Origin of the sequence: Sphaerotilus sp., from assembly GCF_031429695.1 — a bacterium.
Classification (GTDB): Bacteria; Pseudomonadota; Gammaproteobacteria; order Burkholderiales; family Burkholderiaceae_C; genus Sphaerotilus.
Genome location: NZ_JANPAB010000078.1, coordinates 1 through 19,269, shown reverse-complemented (window position 1 = coordinate 19,269; position 19,269 = coordinate 1). Strand labels below are relative to the sequence as shown.

The following is a 19,269-nucleotide window of genomic DNA, read 5'->3' as shown; positions in this document are numbered from 1 at the left end:
CGAAGTCAGCACGATGAACCGCTATCCCTGGTGGAAGTACCTGGTCCTTGCCATCGCCGTGGTGGTGGGGTTGTTGTACACCCTGCCCAATTTTTTCGGCGAGGCACCGGCCATCCAGGTCTCCAGTGCCCGGGCGACCGTCAAGATCGATGCCGGCATGGTTCCGCGCGTCGAACAGGCGGTCAAGGCGGCCGGTCTCCAGCCGGACTTCGTGCAGCTCGAAGGCCTGTCGGTGCGGGCCCGTCTGGCCGACACCGATGCGCAGCTCAAGGCACGTGACGCGATCGTCAAGGCGCTCAACCCCGATCCGGCCGACCCGGCGTACATCGTTGCGCTGAACCTGGTCTCGCGTTCGCCGCAGTGGCTGACCAGCCTGCACGCGCTGCCGATGTACCTGGGTCTGGACCTGCGCGGGGGCGTGCATTTCCTGATGCAGGTCGACATGGCCGCAGCGCTGACCAAGAAGACCGAGTCGCTGACGGGCGACGTGCGCACGCTGCTGCGCGACAAGTCAATCCGCCACAGCGGCATCCAGCGCAGCGGTGACACGGTCGAAGTGCGCCTGCGTGACCGTGAAACGCTCGACAAGGCCCGCCTCGCGCTGACCGATGCCCAGGCCGACATGGCCTGGACCGAAGGCACCGACCCGACCGAGCTGAAGCTGACCGGCCGCATCAAGCCCGAGGCGGTGCGCAACGTCGGCCAGCAGGCGCTGACGCAGAACATCAACACCCTGCACAACCGCATCAACGAGCTGGGCGTGTCCGAGCCGGTGATCCAGCAGCAGGGCGCCGACCGCGTGGTCGTGCAGTTGCCAGGGGTGCAGGATGTCGCCAAGGCCAAGGACATCATCGGCCGCACGGCGACGCTCGAAGTGCGCATGGTCGACGACAGCGCCGAGGCGCAAGCCGCGCTGACCGGCGGTGGCCCGGTGCCCTTCGGCACCGAGAAGTTCCTGGAACGCGGCGGTGTGCCCATCATCGTCAAGCGCCAGGTGGTGCTGACCGGCGAGAACCTCACCGACGCGCAGGCCGGCTTCGACGACAACCACCAGCCCGCCGTTCACCTGTCGCTGGATGCCCGTGGTTCGCGCATCTTCCGTGACGTGACCCGCGAGAGCATCGGCAAGCGCATGGCCATCCTGCTGTTCGAGAAGGGCAAGGGCGAGGTCGTGACCGCGCCGGTGATCCGCTCGGAAATCGGCGGCGGCCGGGTGCAGATCTCGGGTTCGATGACGCCGATCGAGTCGGCCGACACCGCGCTGCTGCTGCGCGCCGGCTCGCTGGCCGCACCGATGGAGATCATCGAGGAGCGCCTGATCGGCCCGAGCCTGGGCGCCGAGAACATCGCCAAGGGCTTCGACAGCGTGCTGTACGGCTTCCTCGCGATCGCCGTCTTCATGTGCGCCTACTACATGCTCTTCGGCGTGTTCTCGACGCTGTCGCTGGCGGTGAACCTGCTGTTGCTGGTGGCGATCCTGTCGATGATGCAGGCCACGCTCACGCTGCCGGGCATCGCCGCCATCGCGCTCGTGCTGGGTATGGCGATCGACGCCAACGTGCTGATCAACGAGCGTGTGCGCGAGGAACTGCGCAACGGCACCTCGGCGCAGATGTCCATCCACCTTGGCTACGAGCGCGCTTTCGCGACCATCCTGGATTCGAACGTGACGACGCTGATCGCGGGCATCGCGCTGCTGGCCTTCGGCTCGGGGCCAGTGCGTGGCTTCGCGGTCGTGCATTGCCTGGGCATCCTGACCTCGATGTTCTCGGCCGTGTTCTTCTCGCGCGGGCTGGTGAACTTCTGGTACGGCGGCAAGAAGAAGCTGCAGGGCGTCTCGATCGGGCAGGTCTGGAAACCGGCCGCCAGGCCCGGGACTGATTCGCCCTCGACCTCGACCGCCGTCACCACCCCCAAAGCCTGACAGGACTCCGCCATGGAATTTTTCCGACTCCAGCGCGACATCCCGTTCATGCGGCATGCGCTGGTCTTCAATGCCATCTCGTTCCTGACCTTCGCGCTGGCGGTGCTGTTCCTGTTCACCCGCGGGCTGCACCTGTCGATCGAGTTCACGGGCGGCACGGTCATCGAGACCGAATACGCCCAGAGCGCCGACATCGCCAAGGTGCGCGCCACGGTCGAGGCGATGCACTTCGGCGAGGTGCAGGTGCAGAAGTTCGGCACCTCGCACGACGTGCTGATCCGCCTGCCGTTGCGCGGTGACGTGAAGCAATCCGAAGTGGTCGGCCGTGTCTACGCCCAGCTCTGCGCGGCCGAAGGCGGCCTGCTCAAGCCGGTGCAGACGACGACTGCCAAGGGCGAGACGATCAGCCGCCAGGCCTGCGAAGCCGGTTCAGGCGCCACGGCCACCGAGCCGCTCAAGCTCAACCGCAGCGAGTTCGTCGGCCCGCAGGTCGGCAAGGAGCTGGCGGAAGACGGCCTGAAGGCGCTGGCCTTCGTGGTCATCGGGATCATGGCCTATCTGGCAATCCGCTTCGAGTGGAAGTTCGCGGTCGCCGCGATCATCGCGAACCTGCACGACGTGATCATCATCCTGGGCTTCTTCGCCTTCTTCCAGTGGGAGTTCTCGCTGTCGGTGCTGGCGGCGGTGCTGGCGGTGCTGGGCTACTCGGTCAACGAGTCGGTGGTGATCTTCGACCGGATCCGCGAGGCCTTCCGCAAGTTCCGCAAGATGACGACGCCCGAGGTGATCGACCACGCCATCACCAGCACGATGAGCCGCACCATCATCACCCACGGCTGCACCCAGATGATGGTGCTGTCGATGCTGCTGTTCGGTGGCCCGACGCTGCACTACTTCGCGCTGGCGCTGACGATCGGCATCCTGTTCGGCATCTACTCGTCGGTGTTCGTGGCCGCGGCCATCGCCATGTGGCTGGGCGTCAAACGCGAAGATCTGATCAGTGGCGCCCGCAAGGACCAGGATCCGAACGATCCGAATTCTGGTGCCGTCGTCTGACGGAGGCTGTTCTGGGCTGTGCAGGGCTGGTGTAGAGTAGAAGGTTCTTTCATTTACTGATCCGTTCGCACGGACTCCGGCTCGATACCCATGGCCTCCGCTGCTGCCCCGTCCTCGGTTCTTGCTGCGCAGGCCCGCCGTCTCTACTGCGATCAGGTGTCCCGCAGCCTGAGCCGCACGGTGCGCGCCGTCATCGACCGCCTGCGCGAGCAGTGCACCCAGGTCGGCACACCGGACGTGATGCTCAAGCGCCGTGATCTGCTGGTCGATCTGCCGCGCCAGGCGGCGAGTTGGCAACAGTCGTTCGTGGCTTATCTGGCCACGGTCCTCGCAGGCCATCCGGCGCCGGCGCATGGTGCCCGGCCCACGGCGACCCGCGCGGGGGAACTGGCGCTGGTCGATGACTCCACGATCGATCTCGAGATCCTCGTCTCGCGCATGGCACTGGCCATGATGGACAAGGCGAGCTGGGAGTTCTCCGACCTGCGCTACCGCATGTCGGCGCTGGACCGGCGCGACGAGATGGACCCGCACGATGTGCTGCGTCCGCACGCGCTGGCGCGTGCCGCTGTGGACAGCTGGCGCACGGCAGGGCTGTCGGTCGAACACTGGCGCCTGGTCCAGACACTGCTCCACGAAGAATTTGCCGGACTGGTCCACGAGGCCTACCACGAGACCAACCGCTGGCTGATCGGCCAGGGCGTGTGTCCGGAAGTCAATCTGCGCCAGTTCATCCGGCGCAGCCGGGATGCCGGGCCGACGCCAGCCCAGTCGATCGTGGCTGGTGGTGCTGAACGTGGCGGCAGCGCGCTTGCTGGCGCACGCGCCACGCCGGGGGGTTCTGGGGGCAGCCACTCCGCGCCGGTTGCGCCGGTCGCGGCGCGGGGAGAGCGTTTCCCGTCACCGCCGAGTCTGCAGCCGCGCGCGGGTTCGGGTGCCGGTGGCTACCAGGGCATGACGCCCGAGAACGCCCACCAGTACGCACCGACCGCCATGGCCGACCTGAGGCGTTCCGGTGGTGCCGCCGGGGGGGCGGATGCCGACCTGACCGGGCGCGGCGACGTGCAGGAAGAGACCCGGATGATGACGCGGTCGCCCGGCTTGCTGCGCAGCATCGAGCAGGCCGAGGCGGTGCTCGGCCGGCTCAACCGGCTGGTGTCGCGCCAGGTGCCCGATTTCTACAGCTCGACGATTGCGCAGCCGCATCCGCCCGCATCGGCCGGCTTGCGCGCAGCGATCAACGAGGTGCAGGCCGCCGTGCAGCACCGATTCGATCCAAGCCCGGATGCCCGTGGCAACGTGCCGGTGCTGTCGCAGTCGGCGGCGGTCAGCACGCCGGGTCTGCTGCAGGAGCTGCAAGCGCGCAAGGCGGCCCTCAAGCAGGCCGCGACCACGCCGGTCGAGCGCGCCACCATCGAGGTGGTCGCACTCATGTTCCAGAGCCTGCTGACCGAGGAGCGCATTCCGGCCGCGGTGCGGGTGTGGTTTGCGCGGCTGCAGATGCCGGTGCTGCGCGTGGCGATTGCCGAGCCGGACTTCTTCGCCACCATCGACCACCCGACGCGCAAGCTGATCGACCGCATGGGCGCCTGTGTGATGGGGTTCGAGGCGGGCAGCGCTGGTGTGAGCGAACCGATGGAGCGCGAGATCAAGCGGGTCGTGCAGGTGGTCGAGGCGTATCCGGATACCGGGCGGCGTGTGTTCCAGACCGTGCTGACCGAGTTCGAGCGTTTCCTGGAGGACTACTTCAAGTCCGCCCACCTCGCTGCGAGCAAGGGCGTGTCGCTGGCCCAGCAGATCGAGCAGCGCGAGACGCTGGCGATCCAGTACACGATCGAGCTGCGCAAGATGCTCAACGAGGTGCCGGTCCACGACGGTGTGCGCGAGTTCCTGTTCCACGTCTGGGCGGATGTGCTGGCAACGACGGCGGTCAAGGCCGGACAGGCCAGCGAGCCGACCAAGGCCATGCGCAAGGCCGCGGCCGACCTGATCTGGCTGGCGAGTGCCAAGGTGTCGCGCGAGGAGCGGTCCGAGGCGATCCGTCGACTGTCGCCGCTGCTGAAAAAGCTGCGCGAGGGCATGGTGTCGGCCGGCGTGCCAGTGCCGCGCCAGGACGAGTACATCCAGGCGCTGAACAACGCACTGCAGGCAGCGTTCTCGGCCCGCAGCGCCACCATCCCGACCGAGCGTCTCAACGAGCTGATGATGCAGCTGGAGACGCTGGAGGACATGCTGCCGGACGTGGACCACATCGAGATCGACGAGTCGATGGTGCGCGATCTCTCCGGCCACGAGACCAAGGACCTGGAGGTCGTGGCCGAGGGCGGCTCGATGCCCACACCGGCGATGGTCGCCTGGTCGAACAACCTGAGCGTGGGCAGCTGGTTCCGGTTGGACTACCGCGACACCATCGCCAATGTGCAGCTCGCCTGGCAAGGCACGCGCAAGCAGTTCAGCCTGTTCGTGTCACCGCAGGGGCGCGGCATCCTGTTCCAGAAGCACCGTCTGGCGGCCTTCCTGCAAGCGGGGCTGCTGGTGCCGGTGGAAGAAGAATCGCTGACCGTGCGTGCCACGCGCGATGCATTGGCCAAGCTCGACGCCGACCCGGGGCGCCTGCTGCACTGAGAGGCCGCGTGCGGCAGCCGTGCTGCAGCGGATTCAGTGGATCAGCCGGTCCTCGGCATCGACGAACAGCTCGTCGAGGATCAGCGCATCGGGTTCTTCGCCGATGCTCCAGAACACCATCAGCACGATGATCTTCAGGTCTTCCAGCGCGAGCGCGCCGGTGGTCGCCATGGCCCGGTCGACGGCGATCTCGCGCATGGGCGCAGGCAGGACGCCGGCCGATTCGAGGAAACTCAGGAAGGCAATCGATGCGGTGCCCAGGTGGTCCTGCTCCGCGGGGGTATAGACACGCAGGGACAGGGGGCTCTGCGCCTTGGCCTGGGATTCGGCCACGTTGGCCAGACCGTCCAGCCAGCTGAGGGCGTCCTCGATCTCGTCGCTCTCGAAACCCACGGAAGTGAGCTTGCGCGAAAGCTGGGCGTGTTCCGGACAAGCGTCGGGCCGCCAATAGTTTTCGTAAAGATAAACGAGCACGTCGAACATGAATCCACTATACCTGAGCGACCCAGGGATGGCGGGTGTGCACCCGCCCTGTGCCCGCGCCCCCCGTGCATGGAGTCACGCGTTCGACTGGCGCTGAAACAGCTGACCCGGCAGGCGGATCACCTGACTGGACAGCTCCAGTTCCAGCAGGCGGATGTTGAGTTCCGACGTGGGCCATCCGGTGCGGGCCTGCAGTGCGTCGAGCGTGGTGGGTGTCCAGCCGAGAGCCTGCAGCAGCGGGTCTTCCGGCTGGTCGTCAGCGACCTTCAGTGGTGCCGCCTGGTCCTTGGCTGGACGGACCGTGGTGCTGGTGCCCCAGTGCAGTTCGTCGAGGATGTCCTGCGTGGTCTCGACCAGCTTGGCGCCGTCCTTGATCAGCTTGTGGCAGCCCTTGACCTGCGGGCTGTGGATGGAGCCGGGGATGGCGAACACCTCGCGCCCGCACTCCATCGCCAGCCGCGCGGTGATCAGCGAGCCGGACTGCAACGCTGCCTCGACGACCAGCGTGCCGCGGCCCAGGCCAGCGATCAGGCGGTTGCGCTGCGGAAAATGCGGCGCCAGCGGCGGGGTGCCGAGCACGTGTTCGGACAGCATCAGCCCTTCGGTGGCAATCCGCCCGGCGAGTGCGTGGTGCTGGCGCGGATAGACCCGGTCCAGCCCGGTGCCGACGATGGCGATGGTGCCGGAGGGGCCACTCAGTGCGCCTTCGTGCGCGGCCCCATCGATGCCCTGCGCCAGCCCGGACACGACCACCATCCCCGCTTCACTCAGTGCTGCCGCGAACTGGAAGGCGTTGTCGGCCCCCTGCGGCGTTGGATGGCGGCTGCCGACGATGGCCAGCGCGTCAATGCCCAGCAGCTCCAGCCGACCCCGGGCATGCAGCACCAGCGGCGGATCGACCAGCTCCATCCAGCTGGACGGAAACACCGGATCGCCGAGCACCAGCAGGTGACAGCCGGGTTGCTCCAGCCACTGCACTGTGCGCTCTACCAGCGCGTCGTGGCCTTCAGGTGGACGCGCCAATGCCTCGCTGACCTTGTGGCCGTCGAGCACCTCGCGCCACGCGGCCGGCGACGCCTCGAAGACCTCCCGCGGCCCGCCAAACGCCCGCAGCAGCCGGCGCGCGCGCTGGCGGCCGATGCCAGGGGTTTCCAGCAAGCGCAGCCACGCCGCGAGTTCGTCGCGGGCCAGCGCGGCCGTGGCCGTGTGGAGGTCGGCCACCGTCACGGCGGCGTGAAGCGGTCGCCCGGGCGCACGGCGGTCTCGGCGCTCAGGATCAGGGCATAGGACACCCGGTCGAACACCCGAAAGACGAAGAGCTGGCCATGTGCTTCGTCGGGCAGCTTCAGCGCGGTTTTCAGCGGATCGGCCTTGTCCTGTATCCGCTCGCCCGTGCGCAGCACCGCCAGCACATGGCCGCGCTCCATGCCTTCGCGCTCGCCGCGGTTGAGCGCCACGATCTGGTTCTGGCCTGCGGACAGGCCGTCGCCGTAGATCGAGACGATGCGCCCCTCGATCGGCTTGCTCGGGGCGTGGGGCACGTAGTTGCGGTTGTCGCGGATGGGGGCCTGCGCGATGCGGTCGCCGATGCCGGCCTCCTGGCGCAAGGAATTCAGCGTGAAGGTGGCCGGCACGATTTCCGTGGCACCTTGGGCGTCGGTGCGCGTTTCACCGGCGCGCACGTATTCGGCGTTGCCGACAAACGCGGCCTCGTAGCCGAGGATCTCGCCACTGACCGGATCCCGCAGCGGCCGCGCCTCGCGGAAGATCCGCCAGTCGCGCGTGGCCGGCATCTCGCCGCGCACATAGGCCACGTCGCCGCGGCTGAGCAACACCCGCCCCTCGCGGCCGGCCACGATGCGGGGGGCGCGGGCCAAGGTGTCGCTGTCGAGCACCACCGCGTCGTTCAGGAAAGGTTCGATCAGGTGCAGCGGGATCGAGGCAATCGGCCCCAGATCCGTGTCGCCGGCCCGCACGCGCGGCGATAGCCTGACCGTGCCGTCGCTGCTGCCGCCGAACACCAGCCGCGCACGGCCGCCACTCTTGACCAGCGTCAACAACTGGCCGGGGTAGATCAGGTGCGGGTTGCGGATGTCCTGCAGGTTCATGCCCCACAGCTCCGGCCAGCGCCAGGGGCTGCGCAGGAACAGCTTGGAGATATCCCACAGCGTGTCACCGCGCTTGACCGTGTAGCTGTCGGGCGCGTTCGGCGCCAGCTCCGACAAGGGCACACCGGTTTCGGCGACTTTTTGCGCTGTGCCCCGCTGGGCGCCAGTGATTGGATAATCGGGGAATGCATGGGCCGCCGAGATTGACAGGCCGAGCATGGCGAGGGTCAGGAGGCTTGCGGCCCTGGCGCTTGCGCGCTGAAGGGGAGCCAGTTGGCCGTGGCACAGGATCATCGAGCGCATCTCCGTGCGCCGACCGATCCGGCCCGCGCGAAACTCTTCAATCAATCTCATAAATTCTGCCCCTAAACCCTTGATGCTGCAACGAAACCGGCCGTGGCGCCGATGGCGTTGTTCCCGAACATGAGCCTGCTGACCATCCTTCGTTACCCCGATCCCCGCCTGAACAAGATCGCCAAGCCTGTTGCGACCGTCGATGACCGGCTGCGCCGGCTGATCGACGACATGTTCGAGACGATGTACAAGTCCCGCGGCATCGGCCTGGCCGCCACGCAGGTCGATGTGCATGAGCGGCTGATTGTGATCGACGCCTCGGAGGACAAATCCGACCAGCTCGTTTTGATCAATCCCGTCATCATCGCGCACAGCGAGGAGCGTGTGGTGAGCGACGAGGGCTGTCTGTCAGTTCCGACCATTTATGACAAGGTTGAACGCTACGCCACCGTGGCGGTTCGGGCCATGAACCGGGATGGCCAGACCTACGAGTTCGAGGCCGAAGGGCTGCTGGCCGTCTGCGTGCAGCACGAAATGGACCATCTGATGGGCAAGGTCTTCGTCGAATACCTCTCGCCGCTCAAGCGCAACCGCATCCGCAGCAAGATGGTCAAGCGCCTGCGCGAAGACGAGGACGAGGAGTGATGGCCGTGGCGGGCGCTGCACTGCGCGTCGGTTTTGCCGGAACGCCGGAATTCGCCGCCGAGGCGCTGGCGGCGATCCTGGCCGCTGGCCACGCCGTCCCGCTGGTGCTGACGCAGCCGGACCGCCCCGCTGGCCGCGGCATGAAGCTGCAGCCTTCCGCGGTGAAGCAGTGCGCGCTGCAGCATGGGTTGCCGGTCGTGCAGCCGACCAGCCTGAAGCTTGACGGCCGCCATCCCGAGGAAGCCGCCGCTGCCCGCGCCGCGCTGCAGGTGGCGCAACTCGATGTGCTGGTGGTCGCCGCCTACGGGCTGATCCTGCCGCAATGGGTGCTGGACCTGCCGCGCCTGGGCTGCCTGAACATCCACGGCTCGCTGCTGCCGCGCTGGCGCGGGGCGGCACCGATCCACCGCGCCATCGAGGCCGGTGACGCGGACACCGGCATCACCATCATGCAGATGGACGCGGGGCTGGACACGGGCGACATGCTGCTGGTCACTCCCGAGCCGATCCGCCCGGACGACACCACCGCCGCGCTGCACGACCGGCTCGCTACGCTCGGCGGCCGGTTGATCGTCGAGGCGCTCGCCCTGGCCGGGCGCGGTGGTCTGACCGCGACGCCGCAGCCCGCCGATGGCGTCACCTACGCCCACAAGATCGACAAGCGCGAAGCGGCGCTCGATTGGACGCTGCCCGCCGAGGTGCTGGCGCGGCGCGTCCGGGCGTTCGACCCGTTTCCCGGCGCCAGCTTCAGCCATGGAGGCGAGACGTTCAAGGTCTGGCAGGCGCAGGCCGTGGCAGGGCAGGGTGTGCCGGGCACGGTGCTGGAGGTGGATGGCGACCGCCTCGTCGTCGCTTGCGGTGCAGGTGCGCTGGCCTTGGCCAGTCTGCAGCGGCCGGGCGGGCGCCGCCAGCCGGTGCGCGATGTCCTGCGGAGCTGTGCCATCGGCGTTGGCGAGCGGCTCGGCTGAGCGGGGCGCGGCTCAAGTCGCGCAGCCGGACGACGATAGCGCTGGGGACGACACCCCGAGTTCAGCCATGCGCCATCCAGTTCCTGCCATCGCCTTCGCCCTGATCGCCTCCGGCTTGCTGGCGGGCTGCGACCAGCTCGGCATCGAGTCCGCCAGCGACACCCGCGCCCGCACCGACGCCGACGCCAAGGCCATCGGCAGTGCCTGCCGCCACGCCTTGCGCGCCATCGAGGACTGCTACACCCTCAACCCCAAGGCGGACAAGGCAGCGGCCTACACCGGCTGGCGCGAGATGGACGAGTACATGCGCGAGAACAAGCTCGAAGGCGTCGCCCCTGTCGTCCCCCGGCCCGATCCCGCGGCCAGGAAAAAACCCGCCGCAGCCGCCGAAGACGTCATCGACGAGCCCAAGGAAGCCCCGGCCAAGGCCCACGCCAAGCCAGCCCACTGACCGGCGGGCGATGGGAGAATGCTGGGATGTCATGTCCCGGCACTGCACTGCCTCCTGCCACGCTGATCCAGCGCCTGCGCCACGTCTTCCTGCACCCTGAGGGGCGGCGGGGCGTGCGTGACATGCTGCCCATGGTGCCCGGCATGGCTGCCTGGGGACTCGTCACCGGCGTGGCCATGGTCAAGAGTGGCCTCGATCCGTGGCTGGCGCTGTTGATGTCGCTGACGGTGTTTGCCGGCTCCTCGCAGCTCGCCTCGCTGCCGCTGATCACCACCGGCGCGCCGATCTGGGTCGTGCTGCTGACCGCCTGCATCGTCAACCTGCGCTTCGTCATCTACAGCGCGCAGTGGCGCTGGTACTTCGGCCACCTCCCGCGTGGCCAGCGTGTGGCCCTGAGCTATCTGGCCGCCGACATCAACTACGCCCTGTTCGTGAAAGCCTGGCCCGAGCCGGAGCCGCGCCCCGGCCAGATCGAATACTTCGTCAGCGGCGCCGTGGTGGTCTGGGTCGGCTGGCAGATCCCGTCGATCGTCGGCATCGTGCTCGCCGATGCAATCCCGCCGCAGTGGGGCCTGGGCTTCGCCGGCACGCTGGCGCTGATCGGGCTGACCTGCTCGCTGCTGGTGGACCGGGCGACATGGATCTGCGCTGCGGTGGCCGCCCTGGCGGCGGTGGCGGCGTTTGCGTTGCCGTACAAGTTGCACATCGTCGTTGCGGTGGCGGCTGCCGTGGCTGCGGGTCTGATGATGGAGCGGCCCGGCGGTGGTGGCGGGCGGTTGGCGGCGGCGGGTCGGAGGTCCGAGCCATGAACACCTGGGAAGCGGCCCTCACCATCGTCGGGCTGGCGCTGGTCACCGTGCTGACGCGCAGCCTGCTGATGCTGCCGCGCGAGGAAGTGCCGATCCCCGCCTGGGCCAAGCGGGCGTTGAAGTACGCGCCGCTGGCCGCGCTGGTGGCCATCATCGTGCCCGAGGTGCTGCTGACGCGTGGTGCGCTGATCGGGACGCTGGCCGATGCACGGCTGCTGGGCGCGGCGGTCGGTCTGGCGTATTACTTCTGGCGGCGCGGCATCCTCGGCACCATCGTGGTGGGCATGGCCGTGTTCCTTCCCCTGCGCATCGGCCTGGGCTGGTAGCGCCAAAGAATTCTCTTTTCGCTTTCACATCAAGGAGTTATCCACATGAACGTCCTTCGCCTTCAAGACCTGATCGCCGCCGGCAAGATCGCCGGCCAGCGCGTGTTCATCCGCGCCGACCTGAACGTGCCGCAGGACGACGCCGGCCACATCACCGAAGACACCCGCATCCGCGCCTCGATCCCCTGCATCGAGATGACGCTGAAGGCCGGCGCTGCCGTGATGGTCACCAGCCACCTGGGCCGCCCGACCGAGGGCGAATTCAAGCCCGCCGACTCGCTGGCGCCGGTCGCCCAGCGCATGGGCGAGCTGATGGGCCGCGAGATCCCCGTCATCGCCAACTGGGTGGACGGTGTGGACGTGGCGCCGGGCCAGCTCGTGATGCTGGAAAACTGCCGCCTGAACAAGGGCGAGAAGAAGAACAACGCCGAGCTGGCGCAGAAGATGGCCGCGCTGTGCGACGTGTTCGTGCATGACGCCTTCGGCACCGCCCACCGCGCCGAGGCCAGCACCTACGGCATCGCCCAGTACGCCAAGGTCGCCTGCGCCGGCCCGCTGCTTGCGGCCGAGATCGACGCGATCAGCAAGGCGCTGGCCAACCCGAAGCGCCCGCTGGTGGCGATCGTCGCCGGCTCGAAGGTGAGCACCAAGCTGACCATCCTGAAGGCGCTGTCGGCCAACGTGGACGGCCTGATCGTCGGCGGCGGCATCGCCAACACCTTCATGCTGGCGGCGGGGCTGAAGATCGGCAAGTCGCTGGCCGAGCCGGATCTTGTCGCGCAGGCCGTGGCCGTGATCGAGGCGATGAAGGCGCGTGGCGCGGCGGTGCCGATCCCCGTGGACGTGGTGTGCGCCAAGACCTTCTCGCCGACCGCGGAAGCCACCATCAAGGCCGCGACCGACGTGGCCGACGATGACCTGATCCTCGACATCGGCCCGCAGACCGCCGCCATCCTGGCCGCGCAGCTCAAGGCGGCCGGCACCATCGTGTGGAACGGCCCGGTCGGCGTGTTCGAGTTCGACGCCTTCTCGCATGGCACGGAAACGGTCGCGCGCGCGGTGGCCGAGAGCGATGCGTTCTCGATCGCGGGCGGTGGCGACACGCTGGCGGCGATCGCCAAGTACGGGATCGAGAAGGACGTGGGCTATATCTCGACTGGCGGCGGGGCGTTCCTTGAAGTGCTGGAGGGGAAGACCTTGCCGGCGTTCGAGATTCTGGCGAAGCGGGCTGTGGGCTGAGAAAGCTTCTGGCGGTTCAGGCCGCTAGGCTGAGCGGCTGGCTGAGTTCGAACACCCGCGCCCCACTCAGTTCCAGACCGTTCGGCCAGCAGATGGCACCCGCTTCGACGAAGCAGCGCCGGAAGTAGTCGGCCTGACGCAGAGGCTCCAGCAGCGGGCCATGGCGTGCGGACAGATAGGCACTGCCGTCGAAACGTCCTCGCGCACCGTTCGAGAAGGTCAGGACCAGTTGGAGGTCTCCAGCATGGTCGATGGTGAGAATCTTAATCACGGTCAGCTCCTTGGATGCGTTCCAGTGGTTCGAAGCGTTGTGCCCGATCCCAGTTGGCGCGCAGTTCGTCGCGGTGGGTGGCACACCATTCCTTGAGGATAGCTGCCACCTTGCGCGGCAGGTTGCCCTGGACCACTTCTCCGGTCTCGATGGCGATCAGCGCTTCGAAGCCCTGATACTCCGCATGGATGTGGGCAGGTGGATGGTCGTCGTGCCACATGCGCACAACGATGCCGAAGAAAATGGCGATGGTGGGCATGGACCGATTCTAGGCATCTGCGCCCGCAGGCAAAGAAGACAAGAAAGAATGAAGGGGGTGATCGGACATGGCAGAGCACCATAACGAAGCGGAAACGCGCCTGTGGCGCATCGACCCGGTGCTGAGGAGCAAGGGTTACGACGCATCCTGGAAGATGCGGTTGGAGACCCCCGCGCCGGTCGAGCCTTCGACCGACGACCTGAAGGGCCGACGCCGTTCCGGCAAGGGCCGCACCGACTATCTGCTGTGCATCCATCCGCCCGGCGCACCCGTGCCGCTGCCGGTCGGCGTGATCGAAGCCAAGGCCGAGAACGCCGACCCGCTCAAGGGCATGCAGCAAGCCAAGGGCTACTACAGTGGCACCGCCGCCCGCCACACGGTGCGCTATGTGTTCAGCACCAACGGTCACCGCTACGCCGAGTTCGACCGCACCACGCAGCAGCCCGGCGACGTGCGCCCGCTCGACGAGTTCCCGACGCACGCCGAGCTGACCGCACGCTACGGGCGCGACAGCGGTGTCGATCTGGCCTCGCCCGGCGCCGCCATCCTGTTCCAGCCCGACAGCCCCGCGTTTGACCGGCCGCGCTACTACCAGGACGCCGCCATCCGGTCTGCGTTCGAGAAGATCCTGCGCAGCGAGCAGGCGGGCGATCCGGCGCGGGTGCTGATGAGCCTCGCCACCGGCGCCGGCAAGACGGTGATTGCCGCGAACCTGCTGTGGCGGCTGCACGAAGCCGGGCGGCTGGCCAAGCCGGCGCTGTTCCTGTGCGACCGCGACGAGCTGCGCGAACAGGCGATGGACAAGCTCGGCCGGGCGTTTCCGAAGGGCAGCGTGCGGGCGGTGCGCACCGAGCAGGGCGAGAACGTCGCCCGCAACGCGCGCGTCCACGTTGCCACCTACCAGACGCTGGGCATCGACGGCGAGCCGGGCGACGACGGCGCGCCGGGGGTCGACAGCTTCCTGAGCCGCCACTACGGCGAGGACGCCTTTTCGGTCATCGTCATCGACGAGTGCCACCGCTCGGCCTGGGGGCGCTGGTCGGAGGTGCTGCGGCGCAATCCACAGGCGATCCAGATCGGCCTGACCGCCACGCCGCGCCAGTTGCGTGCGCCGCGTCAGCACGGGCCGCAGGCGCCCGCCATTGCCGAGGCCACGGCCGAGGACGAGCGCATCACCGCGAACAACCTCGCCTATTTCGGGGCGCCGGTCTACGAGTACACGCTGATCCAGGCGCAGGAGGACGGCTACCTGTCGGCCTGCGAGATGGTGAGGCTGAAACCGTCGATCGACGGGCGCATCTTCACCCGCGAGGAGATCGAGGCGATCGGCGTGACCGACGTGCGCACCGGGCAGGCGCTGCCGATCGAGGAACTCAAGGCCCAGTACGGGGCGCGCCAGTTCGACGACGATTTGATCCTGCCCGAGCGCATCGAGGCGATGTGCGCCGACCTGTTCGCACGGCTGTGCGCGTGTGGCGGGCCGGAGCAGAAGGCCATCATCTTCTGCACCCGCGACCTGCACGCCGACCGGGTGGCCCTGCAGATGCAGCGGCTGTACGCCGACTGGTGTGCGCAGCAGGGCAGGGCGCCGAAAGAGCACTACGCCTTCAAATGCACGGCCAGCGGAGGCGCCGAACTGCTGGAGCCGATGCGCGGCTCGGGCGAGCGGTGTTTCATCGCCTGCACGGTCGATCTGCTGGCGACCGGCGTGGACATCGAGCGGCTCAACGCGGTGGTGTTCTTCCGCTCGCTGGCGTCGGGCATCCTGTTCTATCAGATGGTCGGGCGTGGCACGCGGCTGCACGAGCCGACGCGCAAGTTCAAGTTCTGGCTCTACGACTACACCGGGGTGACGGACCTGTTCGGCACCGAGTTCCTGACGGTGGTGCGCAAGCCGCGTGTGCGGCTGGGCGGGGATGGCGACGGGACGGACGGTGGTGATCAGGACGACGACGACCGCGACGGGCCACCGCTGCCGGAACTGCGCACGGGCGATGCGGTCACGGTCGATCAGGTCGGGCGCTACATCCTGCAGGCGCGCGAGGTCGATGGGGTGATGCGCGACGTGAAGGTGCCGCTGGACGAGTACCGACAGGGCATGGTCGAGCGGATGCTGAAGGAGGCGGCGACCTTGCAGGACTTCCGGGGCCTGTGGGTCGAGGCACGGCGGCGGCGGGCGCTGATCGACCACTTGCTCGGCGCGCACTACTCGCCCGAGACGGTGCGCGAGCTGACCGGCATGAAGGCGTGCGACACCTTCGACCTGCTCGCTCACCACGGGTATCAGGCGAAGGCGCTGACGCAGGCGGAGCGGGCACAGGCATTCCTGCGTGCGCAGGCGCCGTGGTTCGCGTCGATGGACGACAAGCCGGCCACCGTGCTGCGCGGCTTCGGCCACCAGTTCGCGGCGGGGGGCACGCTGGCGCTGGAGTCGTCCGAGCTGTGGAACGTCCCGGAAATCAAGCGCGCTGGCGGCTTGGCGGCGCTGAAGCCGCTGGGGCGGGCGGCGGAGGTGGTGATGGATGTGAAGATGAGGTTGTTTGGGGTATGACGAATTGGCCGGTTGTTCCACTGCGGGATGTCGCTGAAATTTCTGCTGGCATCACGCTGGGACGCAAAACAAAAGAATCCGAACTCGTGTCGGTACCGTATCTGCGCGTCGCGAATGTGCAGGATGGCAGTCTCGATCTGTCGGAAATCAAGACCGTGCAGGCCACTCGACGGGAAATCGAGAAGTGGCGCTTGCGCGATGGGGATTTGCTTCTGACGGAAGGCGGCGATCTGGACAAGTTGGGGCGCGGCACTTGCTGGCGTGAGCAGTTGCCGCTGTGCATCCACCAGAACCATATTTTTCGGGTGCGGTTTCCGGTCGATCGCTACGACCCTGATTTCGTGTCGCTTCAGATTGGGTCTGGCTACGGCAAAGCCTATTTCTTTGCGCATGCCAAGAAAACGACGGGCATCGCTTCGATCAACCAACAGGTTCTCGGGTCGTTTCCGTTGTTGTCCCCGCCGCTGGAAGAACAGCAGCGCATTGCCGCGCATCTGAAATCCCAGCTTGCGGTGGTTGAAGAGGCGCGGCAGGCGGCGCAGGCGCAGGTAGACGAGGCTGCACAGATCACAATCGCCATTCTCCGCAGCACGTTCGGCGAACTTGGTGGCATACCTAGTGAACAGATCAGCCGCATCGCGCGAACCTGCAGCGGCACCACACCATCGCGCAGCCATGCGGACTATTGGGTACCCGCCGTCTACCCTTGGATTAAGACAGGAGAGGTAGCCAACGCCCCCATCCGAAAAAGCGAGGAAGCCATTTCGGAGCTTGCATTGAAGGAATGCTCGCTTACGGTGCTGCCACCGGGCACGGTGCTGGTGGCGATGTATGGCCAGGGCAGGACTCGTGGGCAATCGGCTGTGCTGGAGGTAGCGGCGACCACCAATCAGGCATGTTTTGCCATCTTGCCCAGCGACCGGCATGAACCGGAGTACCTGCAATTCTGGCTGCGTCATTCCTATCAAGAACTGCGGAGCCTTTCCGAGGGCAGAGGCGGCAACCAAGCCAATCTGAACGGGCAAATGCTGAGCACGTTTGGTATCCCGCTGCCAGACCTCTCAAGGCAACGGCTGATTGCCTCGCGTCTCAAAGCCGCCATTGCGGAAGTTGAAGCCATGCAAATCGGTCTGGTGGCGCAGCAGCAAGCGATCCACGAACTGCCGGCGCGGCTGCTGGCGCAGGTCTTCTCCTCTCATGACCATATTCAGAACCAAGGCTGATTACCTAGTATCTCAATGGGAGGCCGGGCAGATCCAAGAAGAGAACTTGGTGATTGAGGAGTTTCTGCTACTCCGAAAAAATGGCAGGAATATTCCGGATCGTCTTCGGGATACGTATATAGAAATTACTGCGGCGGCTTTGGAGGATGGGCGAGCGCCAAGGAGAAAAACAGGTCGCCCCGCCGGAAAAGGGGTGCCCCTGGAGAAAAGACGCCAAGCGACACGAGAATACCTGATGAAAATGAGATCAGGGGCCGGACACAAAAACGCCATCGCAGTTGCGTGCGATATATGCTGCACCAGTGAGCGCAATGCGATGCGATACATCGAAAAGCATCGGTTCTGGGAAGAGATGTTCCTGATCGCAGAAGAGAAGCAATCTGAAAATTTTCGGATGGCCGATGGCTTGCGCCGTCTTTATCTCGCAACTTGCCGCATGGAGGTTCGTGATCGCAATGGAAAAATGATGTTTCATCGTGTGCCGCGTGATGATGAAAATGTATTCAGGATGCCAGATGGTGGCTGGATTACAGTTGCCATGGCGCGTGAGTTATTGCGGATGGTGGATGAAATGCTCGAAGAGCACGCGCAAAATATTGAGGCTCGTGCAAGAAATATTTATGCAATTACAAGACAACTGCATGTGGATCGATGCAATTCCCTGGTGGATCAAGAAAATGCCATATCCAAGGAAGCATTGAATTATGAAATAGAGGTCCATGAACATGCGCTGACGACCTACGCAATGAGAGGGGAATTTATTCTCCGGTCTATTGATGGATTCAATTGGTCCCCGCGATCCAGTGCCGCTCTAGAAAAAAATCGTCAGCGCATGATCGACATTCAGAAATCTCTGGCCTCGCTTGATCCCTTGACCGCTGACAAAAACGCCCCCTGAGTTGATGTCAGTGACTCATCCGGCCGTTGCAGGTGCAATGTGTCCATCACACGGAGGACACATATGCCACCCCAGATCACTCAGCGCCGGGATCAGCAAACGGGCACCCGATCCGCGCCAACAGATGCTGACCAGCCGGGCTTGTCATCTTCTCGCCAACACACGTCATCTGTAACGTATAGTTCACAGACTCCCATGTACGACATCCAGAACTACCTGACCACCGATGGACGCGATCCTTACGCACAGTGGCTGTCGGCCCTGGCAGACCGCCAAGCCCGCGCCCGCATCTTGGTCCGAGTGGCGCGAATGGGTGCAGGGAACCTCGGAGACTGCAAGCCGCTTTCGGATGGCGTGTGGGAACTGCGCATCGATTGGGGACCGGGCTACCGCGTGTACTACGCGATGGCCGGCAAGTGTCTGGTGCTGCTGCTGGTCGGGGGCGACAAGCGCAAGCAACAGGCTGACATCAACACCGCGCTCGACTACTGGAACGACTGGCAGCAGCGCAGAAGGAAAGCGACATGAAGGCATCACCCGCCAGCCGCTCGCACGACGAAGCCGTCGTGGAACTGCTCAAGGCCGATCCGTCGTTCACCCAAGAGTATCTGGCGGCTGCTCTGGATGAGGCGAATGAGCCAGGCGGGCACGTTGCCTTGCTGGCGGTGCTGCGCCACGTCGCAGAGGCTCAGGGCATGAGCGCCGTGGCCGACCGGGCCGGCCTTCCTCGCGAAAGCCTGTACCGCGCCTTGTCGCCTCGTGGCAATCCGACAGCGAAGACGTTGTGGGCCGTGTTTCGTGCGCTGGGGCTTCACCTGACACTGGCGCATGGTACGCAGGCCGATCGCTGATGCCGGATGAACTGACTCAGATTTGCCAGCGTCACGGTATTCAGCGGCTGGCCTTGTTTGGCTCGCGGCTGAAAGGTACCGCCCGTCCTGACAGCGACCTGGATTTGCTGGTCGAGTTTGAGCCAGAGCGAGTCCCCGGTCTGATCGGAGCCTATCCGGGATTTTGTGTGCGAGGCATAGCATGAGAAGAAGGAGCATGTATGCCAAGCAGGAAGACGACGAAGGCGGCGCTGGCCGCAGTGGCGGCGATGCCGGCGATACCGAAGGAGCTGATTGATCAGTTCGTGA

At 66.2% G+C, this 19,269-nt stretch carries 20 protein-coding genes; 15 read left to right on the top strand and 5 right to left on the bottom strand.

Going from position 1 to position 19,269, the window contains the following annotated elements:
- Positions 1 to 13: 13 nt before the first annotated feature.
- From secD to RMP06_RS14890, 3 genes are all read left to right on the top strand, one after another.
- Positions 14 to 1,924: a protein translocase subunit SecD gene (gene secD / locus RMP06_RS14900; protein ID WP_310462571.1), complete on the top strand. Its 1,911-nt coding sequence runs from the start codon at positions 14 to 16 to the stop codon at positions 1,922 to 1,924.
- Positions 1,925 to 1,936: 12 nt separating this feature from the next.
- Positions 1,937 to 2,980, top strand: coding sequence for a protein translocase subunit SecF (secF, locus tag RMP06_RS14895; protein WP_310462570.1), 1,044 nt, complete (start codon positions 1,937 to 1,939; stop codon positions 2,978 to 2,980).
- A 90-nt stretch (positions 2,981 to 3,070) separates the two neighbouring features.
- On the top strand, positions 3,071 to 5,605 hold the full coding sequence (locus tag RMP06_RS14890) for a DUF1631 family protein (protein ID WP_310462569.1): 2,535 nt from the start codon (positions 3,071 to 3,073) through the stop codon (positions 5,603 to 5,605).
- 33 nt (positions 5,606 to 5,638) lie between these two features.
- On the opposite strand, the gene RMP06_RS14885 is transcribed toward RMP06_RS14890, so the two are convergent.
- From RMP06_RS14885 to RMP06_RS14875, 3 genes are all read right to left on the bottom strand, one after another.
- Positions 5,639 to 6,088, bottom strand: a complete 450-nt coding sequence (locus tag RMP06_RS14885) for a Smg family protein (RefSeq protein ID WP_310462568.1) — start codon at positions 6,086 to 6,088, stop codon at positions 5,639 to 5,641.
- A gap of 75 nt (positions 6,089 to 6,163) precedes the next feature.
- On the bottom strand, positions 6,164 to 7,309 hold the full coding sequence (gene dprA / locus RMP06_RS14880) for a DNA-processing protein DprA (RefSeq protein ID WP_409050180.1): 1,146 nt from the start codon (positions 7,307 to 7,309) through the stop codon (positions 6,164 to 6,166).
- Positions 7,310 to 7,311: 2 nt separating this feature from the next.
- Complete coding sequence (locus RMP06_RS14875; protein ID WP_409050179.1) at positions 7,312 to 8,490, bottom strand: LysM peptidoglycan-binding domain-containing protein; 1,179 nt, start codon at positions 8,488 to 8,490, stop codon at positions 7,312 to 7,314.
- Between the two features lie 129 nt (positions 8,491 to 8,619).
- Here RMP06_RS14875 and def point away from each other — a divergent pair, with 129 nt between their 5' ends.
- The 6 genes from def to RMP06_RS14845 all read left to right on the top strand — a co-directional run bounded on the left by def (position 8,620) and on the right by RMP06_RS14845 (position 12,928).
- Positions 8,620 to 9,135, top strand: coding sequence for a peptide deformylase (gene def / locus RMP06_RS14870; RefSeq protein ID WP_310462565.1), 516 nt, complete (start codon positions 8,620 to 8,622; stop codon positions 9,133 to 9,135).
- 20 nt (positions 9,136 to 9,155) lie between these two features.
- Positions 9,156 to 10,103, top strand: a complete 948-nt coding sequence (gene fmt, locus RMP06_RS14865; protein WP_310462656.1) for a methionyl-tRNA formyltransferase — start codon at positions 9,156 to 9,158, stop codon at positions 10,101 to 10,103.
- Positions 10,104 to 10,170: 67 nt separating this feature from the next.
- The gene (locus RMP06_RS14860) at positions 10,171 to 10,554 is read left to right on the top strand and encodes a hypothetical protein (RefSeq protein WP_310462564.1); all 384 of its coding nucleotides are present in this window, start codon (positions 10,171 to 10,173) and stop codon (positions 10,552 to 10,554) included.
- A gap of 26 nt (positions 10,555 to 10,580) precedes the next feature.
- Complete coding sequence (locus RMP06_RS14855; protein WP_409050175.1) at positions 10,581 to 11,363, top strand: AzlC family ABC transporter permease; 783 nt, start codon at positions 10,581 to 10,583, stop codon at positions 11,361 to 11,363.
- On the top strand, positions 11,360 to 11,689 hold the full coding sequence (locus tag RMP06_RS14850; RefSeq protein ID WP_310462563.1) for an AzlD domain-containing protein: 330 nt from the start codon (positions 11,360 to 11,362) through the stop codon (positions 11,687 to 11,689). Before RMP06_RS14855 ends, RMP06_RS14850 begins: the two co-directional genes overlap by 4 nt.
- A gap of 45 nt (positions 11,690 to 11,734) precedes the next feature.
- Positions 11,735 to 12,928, top strand: coding sequence for a phosphoglycerate kinase (locus RMP06_RS14845; RefSeq protein ID WP_310462562.1), 1,194 nt, complete (start codon positions 11,735 to 11,737; stop codon positions 12,926 to 12,928).
- 16 nt (positions 12,929 to 12,944) lie between these two features.
- Here the strand turns inward: RMP06_RS14845 and RMP06_RS14840 are convergent, their stop codons facing one another.
- Both RMP06_RS14840 and RMP06_RS14835 read right to left on the bottom strand, forming a co-directional pair.
- On the bottom strand, positions 12,945 to 13,199 hold the full coding sequence (locus RMP06_RS14840) for a DUF2442 domain-containing protein (RefSeq protein ID WP_310462561.1): 255 nt from the start codon (positions 13,197 to 13,199) through the stop codon (positions 12,945 to 12,947).
- Positions 13,192 to 13,458 carry a DUF4160 domain-containing protein gene (locus RMP06_RS14835; RefSeq protein WP_310462560.1) on the bottom strand — a complete coding sequence of 89 codons (267 nt, stop codon included), beginning with the start codon at positions 13,456 to 13,458 and terminating at the stop codon, positions 13,192 to 13,194. Before RMP06_RS14835 ends, RMP06_RS14840 begins: the two co-directional genes overlap by 8 nt.
- Positions 13,459 to 13,525: 67 nt before the next feature.
- Here RMP06_RS14835 and RMP06_RS14830 point away from each other — a divergent pair, with 67 nt between their 5' ends.
- The 6 genes from RMP06_RS14830 (at position 13,526) to RMP06_RS14805 (ending at position 19,166) form a co-directional block, all read left to right on the top strand.
- A complete protein-coding gene (locus tag RMP06_RS14830; protein WP_310462559.1) occupies positions 13,526 to 16,009 on the top strand; it encodes a DEAD/DEAH box helicase family protein in 2,484 nt (827 codons plus the stop codon).
- Positions 16,006 to 17,232, top strand: coding sequence for a restriction endonuclease subunit S (locus RMP06_RS14825; RefSeq protein WP_310462558.1), 1,227 nt, complete (start codon positions 16,006 to 16,008; stop codon positions 17,230 to 17,232). The genes RMP06_RS14830 and RMP06_RS14825 overlap by 4 nt, the downstream gene beginning before the upstream one ends.
- Positions 17,207 to 18,130, top strand: a complete 924-nt coding sequence (locus RMP06_RS14820) for a hypothetical protein (protein ID WP_310462557.1) — start codon at positions 17,207 to 17,209, stop codon at positions 18,128 to 18,130. The genes RMP06_RS14825 and RMP06_RS14820 overlap by 26 nt, the downstream gene beginning before the upstream one ends.
- A 195-nt stretch (positions 18,131 to 18,325) precedes the next feature.
- Positions 18,326 to 18,658 carry a type II toxin-antitoxin system RelE/ParE family toxin gene (locus RMP06_RS14815; RefSeq protein ID WP_310462556.1) on the top strand — a complete coding sequence of 111 codons (333 nt, stop codon included), beginning with the start codon at positions 18,326 to 18,328 and terminating at the stop codon, positions 18,656 to 18,658.
- Positions 18,655 to 18,981, top strand: a complete 327-nt coding sequence (locus RMP06_RS14810; protein WP_310462555.1) for an addiction module antidote protein — start codon at positions 18,655 to 18,657, stop codon at positions 18,979 to 18,981. The genes RMP06_RS14815 and RMP06_RS14810 overlap by 4 nt, the downstream gene beginning before the upstream one ends.
- On the top strand, positions 18,981 to 19,166 hold the full coding sequence (locus RMP06_RS14805; RefSeq protein ID WP_310462554.1) for a nucleotidyltransferase family protein: 186 nt from the start codon (positions 18,981 to 18,983) through the stop codon (positions 19,164 to 19,166). The genes RMP06_RS14810 and RMP06_RS14805 overlap by 1 nt, the downstream gene beginning before the upstream one ends.
- Positions 19,167 to 19,269: the final 103 nt, after the last annotated feature.

What these genes read in the sequence shown, in the direction of transcription:
- RMP06_RS14810 (WP_310462555.1), top strand. Translation starts at nt 18,655, where the DNA reads ATGAAGGCATCACCCGCCAGCCGCTCGCACGACGAAGCCGTCGTGGAA.
- RMP06_RS14830 (WP_310462559.1), top strand. Translation starts at nt 13,526, where the DNA reads ATGGCAGAGCACCATAACGAAGCGGAAACGCGCCTGTGGCGCATCGAC.
- RMP06_RS14815 (WP_310462556.1), top strand. Translation starts at nt 18,326, where the DNA reads ATGTACGACATCCAGAACTACCTGACCACCGATGGACGCGATCCTTAC.
- def (WP_310462565.1), top strand. Translation starts at nt 8,620, where the DNA reads ATGAGCCTGCTGACCATCCTTCGTTACCCCGATCCCCGCCTGAACAAG.
- secF (WP_310462570.1), top strand. Translation starts at nt 1,937, where the DNA reads ATGGAATTTTTCCGACTCCAGCGCGACATCCCGTTCATGCGGCATGCG.
- RMP06_RS14805 (WP_310462554.1), top strand. Translation starts at nt 18,981, where the DNA reads ATGCCGGATGAACTGACTCAGATTTGCCAGCGTCACGGTATTCAGCGG.
- RMP06_RS14825 (WP_310462558.1), top strand. Translation starts at nt 16,006, where the DNA reads ATGACGAATTGGCCGGTTGTTCCACTGCGGGATGTCGCTGAAATTTCT.
- secD (WP_310462571.1), top strand. Translation starts at nt 14, where the DNA reads ATGAACCGCTATCCCTGGTGGAAGTACCTGGTCCTTGCCATCGCCGTG.
- RMP06_RS14860 (WP_310462564.1), top strand. Translation starts at nt 10,171, where the DNA reads ATGCGCCATCCAGTTCCTGCCATCGCCTTCGCCCTGATCGCCTCCGGC.
- RMP06_RS14820 (WP_310462557.1), top strand. Translation starts at nt 17,207, where the DNA reads ATGACCATATTCAGAACCAAGGCTGATTACCTAGTATCTCAATGGGAG.
- RMP06_RS14890 (WP_310462569.1), top strand. Translation starts at nt 3,071, where the DNA reads ATGGCCTCCGCTGCTGCCCCGTCCTCGGTTCTTGCTGCGCAGGCCCGC.
- RMP06_RS14885 (WP_310462568.1), bottom strand. Translation starts at nt 6,088, where the DNA reads ATGTTCGACGTGCTCGTTTATCTTTACGAAAACTATTGGCGGCCCGAC.
- RMP06_RS14845 (WP_310462562.1), top strand. Translation starts at nt 11,735, where the DNA reads ATGAACGTCCTTCGCCTTCAAGACCTGATCGCCGCCGGCAAGATCGCC.
- RMP06_RS14850 (WP_310462563.1), top strand. Translation starts at nt 11,360, where the DNA reads ATGAACACCTGGGAAGCGGCCCTCACCATCGTCGGGCTGGCGCTGGTC.
- RMP06_RS14835 (WP_310462560.1), bottom strand. Translation starts at nt 13,458, where the DNA reads ATGCCCACCATCGCCATTTTCTTCGGCATCGTTGTGCGCATGTGGCAC.
- RMP06_RS14855 (WP_409050175.1), top strand. Translation starts at nt 10,581, where the DNA reads ATGTCATGTCCCGGCACTGCACTGCCTCCTGCCACGCTGATCCAGCGC.
- RMP06_RS14875 (WP_409050179.1), bottom strand. Translation starts at nt 8,490, where the DNA reads ATGATCCTGTGCCACGGCCAACTGGCTCCCCTTCAGCGCGCAAGCGCC.